Raw genomic sequence first — 12,061 nt, 5'->3', positions numbered from 1 at the left:
CGCGTGGGCATCACCGTCTCCTGACCCCGGGGCGCACCCACACATGTCTGTGACCGCCGTATATGGTGTCCGAGGCCGTCCATGCGGCCAGGATCGGCGAGGGAACCCGGTGGAAATCCGGGGCTGACGCGCAACGGTAACGAACCCTTTGGTTCGGAGTCCGACTACTCGTCGATCGAGTTGTGACGATCCTCGGCTCCGCGACTGGGCCCTGATGAAGGAGTTCGCTCTTCATGCGCACGTCTTGGCGGCACCTCGCCGCCCTCACTGCCGGCTCGGCCCTTCTGGTCTCGGCATGCTCGTCGTCGTCCGACGCACCGGCGCCCGAGAAGGCCTCGGCGTCCTCGAGCTTTCCGATGACCATCGAAAACTGCGGGCACACCGTCACCATCGACGCCCCGCCGCAACGAGCGGTGTCGCTCAACCAGGGCTCGACCGAGATCCTGCTCTCCCTCGGCCTTGCCGACCGGATGGTGGGAACCGCCACCTGGACCGACCCTATCCGCGACAACCTGGCCGAAGACAACGTGAAGGTTCCGCGGCTCGCCGACAACAAGCCGTCGTTCGAGGTGGTCCTCGACACCGAACCCGACTTCGTGTCGGCCTCGTTCGGCGGCACTCTCGGTCCGGGCGGTGTCGCCGACCGGAACCAGTTCGACCAACTCGGCGTCCCCAGCTACCTCTCGCCCACCGACTGCGACGGCAAGACGGACGAGAGCGTGAATGCGGACGGGGCACGCACCGAACCGCTGCGCATCGACACCGTCTACAAGGAGATCCGCGAACTCGCCGCCATCTTCGACGTCCGCGACCGCGGCGAGCAGTTCGTCGCGGAACTGCAGCAGCGATTCGACGCCGCGTCGCGGGAGGTCGAGGCGTCCGGCGTCTCCCTCGCGTACTGGTTCGCCGACACCAACACTCCGTACATGGCGGGCTGCTGCGGATCCTCGGGCATCATCACCAACTCCGTCGGCGCCGACAATATCTTCGCCGACACCACCAACGAATGGCCCCAGGTCAGCTGGGAGAGCGTCCTCGACCGCGACCCGACCGCCCTCGTCCTCGCGGACCTGAGTCGCCGCAGCATCGACGGTGACGCTCTCGACAGCAAGATCGCGTTCCTCGAATCGAACCCGGTCACCCAGCGGCTCGCCGCCGTCCGCGACAAGCGGTACATCGTGGTCAACGGCGCCGACCTGAACCCGTCGATCCGCACCATCGACGGGGTGGAGAAGACCGCGGCCGCGCTGAAGCAGTGGGGACTGGCGAACTGACCGTGGTGGCCACACGGTTCGACTCCCGGCCGCTGCTCGGGGCATGCCTGCTCGGCGGGCTCGCCGTACTGGCGGCGTCGATCGCCGTCGTCATCACGATCGGACCCGCCAGCCTGTCCGTCGGCGACGTCTACGCGGTTGTGTTCGAGCGCCTCGGATTCGGCGCCACCGACATCAGCCGCATCAAAGAGGGCATCGTCTGGGAACTGAGACTGCCCCGCACCCTCCTCGCCGCCGTCTGCGGCGCGGGACTCGCGCTGTGCGGGGCGATCATGCAGTCGCTGTTGCGGAATCCGCTCGCCGATCCGTTCGTGCTCGGCATCTCGTCGGGGGCGTCCACCGGGGCGGTGCTCGTCGCGGTCCTCGGTCTCGGTGCAGGCGCGGTGTCGCTGTCGGCGGGAGCGTTCGCGGGCGCGGTGATCTCGTTCGCCCTGGTGATGCTGCTCGCTGCCGGCGCAGGCGGCGGTACGTCCCGGGTGGTGCTCGCGGGAGTGGCTGGGACGCAGCTGTTCTCGGCGTTGACGTCGTTCATCGTGATCTCGTCGGCAGACGCCGAGCAGACCCGCGGGGTGCTGTTCTGGCTGCTCGGTTCGCTCTCCGGTGCCGATTGGGCCGACGTCACCCTGTGCGGGGCAGTCACTCTTGTGGGACTGCTGGTGTGCCTGACCCAGTCGTCGGCGCTGGACGCGTTCACGTTCGGGAACTCCGCGGCCGCCGCACTCGGGGTGTCTGTGCGATGGATTCGGATCCTCCTGCTGACCATCACCGCACTCGTCACCGCCGCCCTGGTGAGCGCCGCAGGCGCGATCGGGTTCGTCGGACTGGTCCTGCCGCACGCCGCACGGTTCCTCGTCGGTCCCCGGCACAGCCGGCTGCTCCCCACCACCGCCGTGGTCGGTGCCGTCTTCATGGTGTGGGTGGACGCGATCGCCCGCACGGTGTTCGCACCGCAAGAGGTTCCCGTCGGCGTCGTCACCGCCCTGATCGGCGTTCCGGCCTTCGCCGTCATCCTCTTCCGCATGAGGACCAGCCGATGACGTTGCACGCGAAGAACCTCGGCTGGAGCCGCGGCGGACACCTCGTGCTCGACGGGGTATCCGTGGATCCCGCCGTCGGCGAAACGATCGGACTGCTCGGCCCCAACGGCTCGGGCAAGTCCTCGCTACTGCGACTGCTCAGCGGGCTCGCGGAACCGGGCTCCGGCAGTGTCCTCCTCGACGGCACCGACATCAGGACCCTCCGACGACGGCAGATCGCGCGCCGGGTGGCGATGGTCGATCAGCATTCCGACACCGAGGTCGACATCACCGTGCTCGACGTGGTCCGACTCGGCCGGATACCGCACCGCGGGGTCTTCGGCGGCGACGAGTCGGCGGACACCTCGGCCGTCGAGCGGGCGCTCGAGCACACCTGCATGACGTCGAAGTCGCACCGACTGTGGCACACCCTGTCCGGTGGGGAGCGGCAGCGCGCCCAGATCGCGCGGGCCCTCGCACAGGAACCGGACGAACTGCTGCTCGACGAACCGACCAACCACCTGGACATCCAGCATCAGCTCGACATCCTGTCCCTGGTGGCGGAACTTCCCCTCACCAGTTACATTGCCCTCCACGACCTCAACCTGGCCGCGATGTTCTGCGACCGCGTGGTGGTGCTGAAGGCCGGCCGCATCGTGGCCGCCGGCCGCCCCGCCGAGGTGATCACCGAGGCCCTCGTCGAGCAGGTGTACAACGTGCGGGCTGGGGTCGCCGTCGATCCCGTCACCGGCTACCCGACCGTCACGTACCGGCCGCGGTCCTCACGGTATTTCGCCGACCGCTGATCCACAACCGCTGCGCCGGAACCGCTTTGAGTGCCTCTTTCGGCGACGTTACGAAACATCAATTCTATCTGGAGGGCCATAACGTAGCCGCAGAACTGACGAACCCAGCCGTTCTATCCACAGCAGCACGGGCAATCCCGCAGTGCCGATGTCACACGTACTCGGGTGCCGCCGAGTCGTCGGAGTCGCTAGGACAACTCACGTCGCAGGAGTTCAGCCCCAGCGGCGAGCGCGACCATCTTGTCTCGTGCGACGCGTCGGCCCAGTGGCGCCATACCGCAATTGGTACTCGGGTAGAGCTTGTCTGCGTCAACAAACGGGAGTGCGCGACGAAGGGTTGCGGCGACCTCTTCGGGCGTCTCGATGGTGTCGCTCGCCACATCGATCGCACCCAGCATGACCTTCTTGCCCCGAAGCAGTTCGATCAGGTCGACAGGTACCCGCGAATTGTGGCTCTCCAGCGACACGATGTCGATCGATGACTGTTGCAACAGTGGAAACGACTCTTCGTACTGGCGCCACTCTGCCCCGAGCGTTGCCTTCCAGTCGGTGTTGGCTTTGATGCCGTAGCCGTAACAGATGTGAACGGCAGTTTCGCAGCTCAGCCCTTCGGTCGCACGCTCGAGCGCCGTTACCCCCCAGTCTTTCAGTTCGTCGAAGAACACGTTGAAAGCGGGCTCATCGATCTGGATTATGTCGACGCCGGCCGCTTCCAAGTCCCTTGCTTCTTGGTTCAGGATTGTCGCGAACTCCCATGCGAGCGTTTCGCGACTCTTGTAGTGGTCGTCATAGAGCGTGTCGATCATTGTCATAGGGCCGGGCAGGGCCCATTTGATCGGCCGGTCGGTCGCTGCTCGAAGACGCGTTGCATCCGCTGCGAACACTGACTTTTCGCGGCTCACCGCGCCGACAACCGTCGGGACGCTCGCATCGTAACGGTCACGAATTCGCACGGTCTCGCGCCGGTCGAAGTCAACGCCACTGAGGTGCTCGATGAACGTGGTCACGAAATGCTGACGCGTCTGTTCACCATCGCTGATGATGTCGAGCCCGGCGCGACGCTGCTCATGTGCTGCGAGCGTCTGGGCGTCGAGTTTCCCTTCGCGCAGTTCGTCGTCTCGCAACTTCCACGGCGACCAGAGCTTCTCTGGCTCCGAAAGCCACGAGGGCTTGGGCAGGCTACCGACGATCGAGGTGGGCAGGAGTGTGTTCATCTCTGGTACCTTTCGGTCTCACACGGTCAGGCGGATTGCTTGGTAGCCCACCGTTCAAGAACAGGGCCATACGGTTTCATGAGATTCACCTCGGTGAACTTTCCCTGTGTGGTCGCGAGCTGAGTGCGCTCGACACGGTCGTAGCTCACTTGCGGAAGTGAATAGTTGCCGTTGTCGAGACTCGGCTGGTACACCTCCGACGCCGCAGTGTTCGCGTTGTAGATCTCGGGACGATAGATCTTCTGAAACGTCTCCATCGTCGCGATCGTTCCCGCGAGTGCGAGGAATGAATAGTCGTTGAGCAAGTCACCGCGGTGGTAAAAGGCCAATGGAGCGACGGACCCCTGAGGCATGAAGTAGCGAACCCTGAGCCCCATCTTTCCGAAGTACTGATCGGTGAGCGACTTCTCCTCTGCCACATACTCCACCCCAAGAATCGGGTGGTAATTCGTGAGTCGGCGGTACGTCCTGGACGTCGAAACGCTGATGCAGATGACTGGTGGCTGCGAGAACCGTTCGCGATACTCGTCCGATTCAACAAAACGCTGAAAGACCTGCCCGTGCAGATCGCCGAAGTCGCTGGGGATTCCCGTCGCTTGGTGCCCCGGAAGCCGAACGCTGAAATCGTAGTCGCGAATGTAGGAGGAGAAGTTGTTTCCGACGATGCCCTCCGTGCGGGCGCCCGTAGTGGTATCGACGATGTCGACGTCGAGCACTTCGATCACCGGAAACGCGGCGTCATCCCCGGCCGACGCGAGATGCAGGTCCACCGAGACGATGTCGAGTTCGAGTTCGTAGCGGTCACCACGCGGATTGTCCCAGTGCACCACCTCGTTGACACGGGTGTTCATCATCGTCACCGCGTTGCGCAGATTCTGCCGACGATCCTCGCCACGTGCGAGATTCGCGAAGTTTGTCGTGCTGCGCGAGTTGGTCGTCGGGGTGTAGTCCTCATCGAAGCGCGTCGTGCTAATGCTGAAAACACAGTCGTTCGTCATGCTGATCAGTTGCCCCAATCACTTGCGGTGAGTGCAGCGACGAGCGCGTCACCGCACGGGTTCACTGCCTGAGTTTTCGCAGCACTTCAACCGAATCTCCCGATGGTCCAGGGCCGATCTTTCAGGCCGAAAACCCCGGGAGCCGACTGTTCGAAGTGGCGTGGAAGTCAGTGTAGGTAGACCCGCCGCCATAGCCTAATTACCTCCTGCGATAGCTGGATATAGTCAATGCCTATGCCAGCAGATCGACTCCGAACCCCGAAACGACGTCGCGCATCTCCGCCACGAAGCGCTGAGCCTGGGCGGTCAAAGACACCGAGGCATGACCGATCCAACCGATCTCGATGCGATCGTCCACGTCGAGCGGAACAGCGACGATAGACGGATCGAGATCGTCCGAGACGATGCCGGTAGAGATGGTGTACCCGCCCAGACCGATCATGAGGTTGAAGATGGTCGCTCGATCGCTGACCCGAATGTCTTGCTTCGATGAACGGGTGGAGAGGATCTCTTCAGCGAGGTAGAAGGAGTTGTTCACACCCTGGTCGAACGTGAGCCGGGGCAAATCTTCAAGATCACTCAGCGCCACACTCTCTCGCCCTGCGAGAGGGTTCGTGCGGGCGATGAAGATATGCGGCGACGCCAGAAACAGCGGCGTGAAGACCAGCCCTGCTTCGCGAATCAGCTTGTTGATCACGTTTGCGTTGAACTCGTTGCGATAGAGCACACCGAGTTCACTTCGCAGCGTGCGAACATCCTCGATGATGTCCCACGTGCGGGTCTCTCGAAGACTGAACGCGTACTCCGCGGCCTCAGACGCTTTCACCATGCGGGCGAAGGCGTCGACGACGAATGAGTAGTGCTGAGTTGATACGGCCAGGAGCCGGCGCGAGGGCCCGCGGCCAAGATAACGCTGTTCCAGGAGTTCCGATTGCTCGACCACCTGGCGCGCGTAGCCGAGAAATTCCGCCCCGTCTTCGGTGAGCGTCACCCCACGGGTCGAGCGAACGAAGAGCGTACGTCCCACGCGACGTTCGAGGTCTTTCAGCGCGGCCGACATGGTCGGTTGCGCGACATACAGCAGGTCCGCCGCGGCACTGATGGATCCTTCGGCGGCCACCTCCACGAAGTACCGCAACTGCTGAAGGGTGATTCCCCGCACCGTTCTCGCGATGTCCCGTGCCATGGCAAAAACCTATCGCACCTGTACACCGGTGTGCCGTCCATGGGCGCGTCAGCGACGATCGGCTCGAGGCCGCCCGACGATGACAAAACCCGCTCCGACTCAGCCGGAACGGGTTTCGTGATTGTGAAGCCAAGGGACTCGAACCCCTGACCCCATACTGCCAGTGAGGGAATGGGCTTCTCACCAGATGTGAATGCACCTCTTGGGACGCTCGCCGCCGGACCTGCGGCGCACATCGTCGAGCAGGGAGACTCCAACGCCCTGATCCGCCCGCTGTCGGAGTACACCGTCGTCGCACAACGCTCCGTCGTCACCCAGCGTCCCGTCGTCGCCTGACCCCAGGAACTGCGTCCCGGGGTCAGAGGCCGGCGCGGACCAGCTTCGCGGCGTCGACGAGGTTACGCAGGGATGCCTCCACCTCCACCGGGCCGCGGGTCTTCAGTCCGCAGTCGGGGTTGACCCACAACCGCTGCGCGGGGACTGCATCGAGTGCCTCCCTCAGCGACGTTGCGATCTCCGCCACGCTCGGCACGCGCGGGGAGTGGATGTCGTAGACGCCGGGGCCGACGCCGAGGTCGAAGCCGACGGCGTTGAGGTCACCCAGAACTTCCATGTGTGAGCGGGCCGCCTCGATGGAGGTGACGTCGGCGTCGAGGTTGGCGATGGCGTCGATGACCTCACCGAACTCCGAGTAGCACAGGTGGGTGTGGATCTGCGTGGTGTCGGCGACTCCGGAGGTGGCGAGCCGGAACGCCCCGACCGACCAGTCCAGGTAGGCGGTCTGCTCGGCCGCCCGCAGTGGGAGGAGTTCGCGCAGTGCGGGTTCGTCGACCTGGACGATCCGGATCCCGGCGCCCTGCAGGTCCACCGTCTCGTCGCGGATGGCGAGGGCGACCTGGTTCGCCGAGTCGGCCAGTGGTTGGTCGTCGCGCACGAACGACCACGCCAGGATGGTGACCGGACCGGTGAGCATGCCCTTGACCGGGCGCTGGGTGAGGGACTGGGCGTAGGTGATCCAGTCGACGGTCATCGGGTTCGGCCGGCGCACGTCGCCGTAGAGGATCGGCGGACGTACGCACCGGGACCCGTACGACTGTACCCAGCCGTTCTCGGTGGCGAAGAACCCGTCCAACTGCTCGGCGAAGTACTGCACCATGTCGTTGCGTTCCGGTTCGCCGTGCACGAGGACGTCGAGGCCCAGTTTCTCCTGCAGGGCAATGACATCGGCGATCTCGGCGCGCATCCGATCGTGGTATTCCGCCTTCGTGATCGCACCCTTGCGCAAGGACGCGCGGGCGAGGCGGATCTCCGTCGTCTGCGGGTACGAGCCGATCGTGGTGGTCGGCAGCAACGGCAGATTCAACCCGGCCTGCGCCTCACGACGCCGATCCGCCGGAGACCTCCCGGGATCGGACGACAGGATTGACTCCAGCCGAGCCCGGATCGCGCCGTCGTGCAGCCGCGAATCCGTGGCCCGGGTCGCTCGTGCCGCCCGGTCCAGCGCGAACCGTCCCTCCACCGCCTGCCGGCCCTGCGTCAATGCGGTGGCCAGGGTCACCACCTCGCGGACCTTCTCCGACCCGAACGCCAGCCACGAACGCAGCGCCGCGTCCACAGACCGCTCCGCATCGAGCGTGTAGGGGACGTGCAGCAGCGAGCAGGAGGTGGACACCGCCAGTGATCCGGTGCTGCCCAACGCGGTGCCGAGGGTGGTCAGCGCGTGCTCGAGGTCGGTGCGCCAGACGTTGCGACCGTCCACCACACCGGCGACGACATGCTTGCGGGTCAGCTCGGGAACCGCGGCGAGGGTGTCGGATCCGGCGACCAGATCGACCGCGATGCCCTCGACCCCGGTCGAGGCGAGCGCGGGCAGCGCGTCGCCGAGGCTGCCGAAGTACGACGCCAGCAGGATCGCGGGACGGGATTCGACGGCGGAGAGCTGGTCGTAGACGCGCTTGGCGGTGGCGATCTCCTGTGGGGTGCGGTCGGCGACCAGGGCCGGTTCGTCGATCTGCACCCACTCGGCGCCGGAGTCGTGGAGCCGGGTCAGCAGATCCGCATACAACGGCACCAGCTCGTCGATGCGCTCGAGCAGGGGTGCGTCCGAGCCGACGGTCTTCGACAGCAGCAGGAACGTCACCGGGCCCACGATCACCGGGCGGGCCGCGATGCCGAGTTCGAGCGCCTCACCGAGTTCGCCGATCACCTTCGACGCGTCCAGGGTGAACGTGGTGGAGGGGGCGATCTCGGGGACGAGGTAGTGGTAGTTGGTGTCGAACCACTTCGTCATCTCCAGCGGGGTGACGGTGTCGGTGCCGCGGGCGGCGGCGAAGTACCGGTCGAGGTCATTGCCGATGCCGGCGACTCGGTCGGGCAGGGCACCGAGCATCACGGCGGTGTCGAGGACCTGGTCGTAGTACGAGAACGTATTGACCGGGATCGAATCGAGCCCGGCATCGCGCAGGTCGGTCCAGTTTCGTCGGCGCAGGTCGGCGCCGACCTCGGTCAGGGCGGCGGCGTCGGCGCGGCCCGCCCAGTAGGCCTCGACGGCCTTCTTGAGTTCGCGGTTCGGACCGATGCGAGGTGATCCCAGTACGGTCGCGGTGAAGAGGGTGGTCACGGTGTTTCTCCAGTTACAGGCAGGGAAGGACCACCACCGGCAGAAACGAGTACACCTCTCGAGCCCGAGACAACGCATGCTGCGACACGAGAAGGCCTACACGCCCATTCCCCGAGGCGGTGGACCGTCGGGCACGGCGTGCCCGACACAGTCGGCAGGTCTTCGGACTCGTGGGCCCCCGGTGGCATCCACCGGACCTAGTGGCCGTCGCTTCCCAGGCAAATGCCCAGTGCATGATGACGGCGGTCGTTCCCACTCACCGCTGCGGGACAGTCCCGGATTCTCACCGGGTTCCCTCTCACACCCCGAAACCCCGGCAGGGATCCGCGGTGCTTCGACGCCCGGTGCGGTCTTCGGGGCTCCTCACGACCGAGCCGGGCGAACCAGCTGCACCGGTCAGCATAGGACACCACCCGCCCGGGTGGGACACCCCGCCGGACCCGCCTCGGGACGCCACCGATGCTCACCTTCCCGACCACTCCGCGCGTTCGCCCCGCAGGAACGCGGCCACCCCCGCCCGGAAATCGTCGCTCCCGTACGCGGCGCGGACCAGGTCCGCGGACTCCGGCAATACCGTGGTCCGGATTCGGCGCAGCACCTCACGGGTCGAGCACACCGTCAAGGGCGCGGCGGCGAGTAGGTCCCCGGTCACGACGGCCACCAGGTCGTCGAAGTGGTCGGGGACGGCGGTCTCGGCCACGAATCCGATCGACGCTGCCTCGGCGGCAGGCAGCATCCTGGCCCGCGCCACCATCGATGCCAGCCGGGCCGAGCCCAACCTGTCGGCGAGCAGCGCCAGCGGATACGCGGACAGCGCGTTGCCCAGGGTGCGGGCGATCGGCAATCCGAAATACGAGCGCGTGGTCGCGACCCGGACATCGCACGCCGCCGCGACGATCAACCCCGCACCCACACAAGGTCCGTCGATCACCGCCAACGTCGGCACCCGCACCCGTTCCAGGCGCGCGAGCACCGCCACGAACCGGTTCTCGTACTCCACCCCGTCCTCACCATCGGTGAAGGACCGGAAGTGCGCGATGTCGGAGCCGGCAGCGAATGCCCGGCCGGCACCGCGGACGACCAGCAACCGCACCGCCGGATCCACGTTCACCCGCTCACACACGCGACCGAGGTCTTCGTACATCTGCGGTGTCAGCGAGTTGAGCTTGCCCGGCCGGTTGAACGTGACCGTCACAACCGTGTCCGCCTCCTCGACGAGCAGATCCGGGACGGTGAACTCCGCGGCCACTTCTGCAGTGCCCGTCGTCATGGTCGTCATCGCATTCCCGTCCTCACTGCTCACCCGTTCGATCACACCCTTCGGTGTGCGGCACCGATTACGCTACGGCGCCGATCGGATCGGTGAAATATGTTGCAGCTGAGTAATTGTGCGATATGCGACGAGGCGGTTTGCGAATATTGCAACCACGGTGAGAGGCGAATTCCCCGGGGGCGACGCCCAGATGACAATCCCTCCATTCATCCGGGCGTCGCATGTGTGGTTTCTCCATAGTGTCGTGCAGATCCGGCTCATACAGTGGTCCACGTCACGTCGCCCGCTCTCCAGAAAGCCGAGGCATTCATGTCGTCCGTACTGCAGAAACCCGAGATCGAGGCGAGGGTGGTCCGGAAGGTCGCCCGGCGGCTCATTCCGTTCCTCGGCCTGGCCTACTTCGTCAACTACCTCGACCGGACCAATATCGGGCTGGCGAAGCTGACCATGAGCGAGGAACTCGGCCTGACCGAGACCATGTTCGGCCTGGCCTCCGGTCTCTTCTTCATCGGGTATCTCCTGTTCGAGGTGCCGAGCAATCTCGCGCTGCACAGGTTCGGGGCGCGGCGCTGGATCGCCCGGATAATGCTCACGTGGGGAATCATCGCGGCGGCCATGGCTTTCGTGCCCAATGTCGGATCGCTGTACACGCTGCGGATGTTGCTGGGTATCGCCGAGGCCGGCTTCTTCCCCGGCGTCCTGCTCTACCTGACCCTGTGGTTCCCGCGCGCCTACCGGGTGCGGCTGATGGGTCTGTTCCTTCTCGCGCTGCCGGTGTCGTCGGCGCTCGGAGCACCGTTGTCGAGCGCCATCATCCAATACTGGGACGGGATCTTCGGACTCTCCGGCTGGCGGGTCATGTTCCTGATCGAGGGAATACCCGCCGTCCTGCTCGCGGTGGTCACCTGGTTCTACCTGACGGACCGGCCGTCGCAGGCCGGATGGCTGGATGAAGACGAAAAAGGCTGGCTCACTAGTGAACTCGAATCCGAGGCCTCGGAATCCGGTTCCCGCATCAGTGGGTCGGTGCGGCGGGCGCTGACGGATTCCCGTGTCTGGATGCTGGGCCTCGTCTATTTCGGGATCACCTACGGGCTGTACTCGCTCAGCTTCTTCCTGCCCAGCATCGTCGCGGGCTTCCAGAAGACGTTCGCCACCGACTTCTCGCTGTTCACCACCGGGTTGATCGTCGCGGTTCCGTTCGCGGTCGGCGCCGTCGCAATGGTGTTGTGGAGCAGGCACTCCGACCGGACAGGTGAGCGGATCTGGCACGTCGCCATGCCCACCCTGATCGGAGCCGTCTCGATCCCGGTCGCCCTGTACATGCAGTCGCCGCTCACGACGATGATCGCGGTCACCGTCAACGCGGTCGGCGTGTTCTGCGCACTGCCCGTGTTCTGGTACCTGCCCAGCACGTTCCTGACCGGAGCGGGCGCCGCGGCGGGCATCGCCGTCGTCAACTCGGTGGGCAACATGAGCGGTTTCGGGGCTCCGTACGTCACCGGGTGGCTGTTCGACGCCACCGGAAACGCACGCGCCGGACTGTGGGTCGTGGGGGCGGTCATGCTCGTCGCCGTGATCCTGGTTCTCGTGCTCAGGTCCCGCGTAAGTGCCACGTGCAGTATCGAAGGCGCCGACAACGGGATGGTCACCGCCGGTCGTTGAGTGCGCGCC

General features: G+C 65.4%; 10 protein-coding genes and 2 riboswitches. Of the genes, 5 read left to right on the top strand and 5 right to left on the bottom strand.

Annotation, left to right across the window (positions count from 1 at the left end; translation table 11 throughout):
* Positions 1-46: 46 nt before the first annotated feature.
* Positions 47-191, top strand: a riboswitch (cobalamin riboswitch).
* 42 nt (positions 192-233) lie between these two features.
* The 3 genes from ROP_RS15075 to ROP_RS15065 are packed head-to-tail and all read left to right on the top strand — an operon-like array spanning position 234 to position 3,096.
* Complete coding sequence (locus tag ROP_RS15075; protein ID WP_012690247.1) at positions 234-1,274, top strand: ABC transporter substrate-binding protein; 1,041 nt, start codon at positions 234-236, stop codon at positions 1,272-1,274.
* 2 nt (positions 1,275-1,276) lie between these two features.
* Positions 1,277-2,311 carry a FecCD family ABC transporter permease gene (locus ROP_RS15070; protein WP_012690246.1) on the top strand — a complete coding sequence of 345 codons (1,035 nt, stop codon included), beginning with the start codon at positions 1,277-1,279 and terminating at the stop codon, positions 2,309-2,311.
* Positions 2,308-3,096 (top strand): ABC transporter ATP-binding protein, encoded by a 789-nt coding sequence (locus ROP_RS15065; RefSeq protein ID WP_012690245.1) that lies wholly within the window; start codon positions 2,308-2,310, stop codon positions 3,094-3,096. The genes ROP_RS15070 and ROP_RS15065 overlap by 4 nt, the downstream gene beginning before the upstream one ends.
* Positions 3,097-3,284: 188 nt before the next feature.
* Here the strand turns inward: ROP_RS15065 and ROP_RS15060 are convergent, their stop codons facing one another.
* From ROP_RS15060 to ROP_RS15050, 3 genes are all read right to left on the bottom strand, one after another.
* Positions 3,285-4,310 carry a methionine synthase gene (locus ROP_RS15060; protein ID WP_012690244.1) on the bottom strand — a complete coding sequence of 342 codons (1,026 nt, stop codon included), beginning with the start codon at positions 4,308-4,310 and terminating at the stop codon, positions 3,285-3,287.
* Between the two features lie 26 nt (positions 4,311-4,336).
* Positions 4,337-5,308 carry a putative oxygenase MesX gene (locus ROP_RS15055; RefSeq protein WP_012690243.1) on the bottom strand — a complete coding sequence of 324 codons (972 nt, stop codon included), beginning with the start codon at positions 5,306-5,308 and terminating at the stop codon, positions 4,337-4,339.
* Between the two features lie 232 nt (positions 5,309-5,540).
* Positions 5,541-6,494 (bottom strand): LysR family transcriptional regulator, encoded by a 954-nt coding sequence (locus ROP_RS15050; protein WP_012690242.1) that lies wholly within the window; start codon positions 6,492-6,494, stop codon positions 5,541-5,543.
* Positions 6,495-6,683: 189 nt separating this feature from the next.
* Here ROP_RS15050 and ROP_RS43200 point away from each other — a divergent pair, with 189 nt between their 5' ends.
* On the top strand, positions 6,684-6,830 hold the full coding sequence (locus tag ROP_RS43200) for a hypothetical protein (protein ID WP_158306510.1): 147 nt from the start codon (positions 6,684-6,686) through the stop codon (positions 6,828-6,830).
* Positions 6,831-6,852: 22 nt separating this feature from the next.
* Here the strand turns inward: ROP_RS43200 and metE are convergent, their stop codons facing one another.
* A complete protein-coding gene (gene metE, locus ROP_RS15045; protein ID WP_012690241.1) occupies positions 6,853-9,114 on the bottom strand; it encodes a 5-methyltetrahydropteroyltriglutamate--homocysteine S-methyltransferase in 2,262 nt (753 codons plus the stop codon).
* 135 nt (positions 9,115-9,249) lie between these two features.
* Positions 9,250-9,445, bottom strand: a riboswitch (cobalamin riboswitch).
* 132 nt (positions 9,446-9,577) lie between these two features.
* A complete protein-coding gene (locus tag ROP_RS15040; RefSeq protein ID WP_231868920.1) occupies positions 9,578-10,393 on the bottom strand; it encodes an enoyl-CoA hydratase in 816 nt (271 codons plus the stop codon).
* 303 nt (positions 10,394-10,696) lie between these two features.
* Here ROP_RS15040 and ROP_RS15035 point away from each other — a divergent pair, with 303 nt between their 5' ends.
* The gene (locus tag ROP_RS15035) at positions 10,697-12,052 is read left to right on the top strand and encodes an MFS transporter (protein ID WP_050785208.1); all 1,356 of its coding nucleotides are present in this window, start codon (positions 10,697-10,699) and stop codon (positions 12,050-12,052) included.
* Positions 12,053-12,061: the final 9 nt, after the last annotated feature.

The organism is Rhodococcus opacus B4 (assembly GCF_000010805.1).
Classification (GTDB): Bacteria; Actinomycetota; Actinomycetes; order Mycobacteriales; family Mycobacteriaceae; genus Rhodococcus_F; species Rhodococcus_F opacus_C.
Note: the sequence above shows the minus strand (reverse complement) of the source record. Positions and strands in the feature narration are given on the sequence as shown.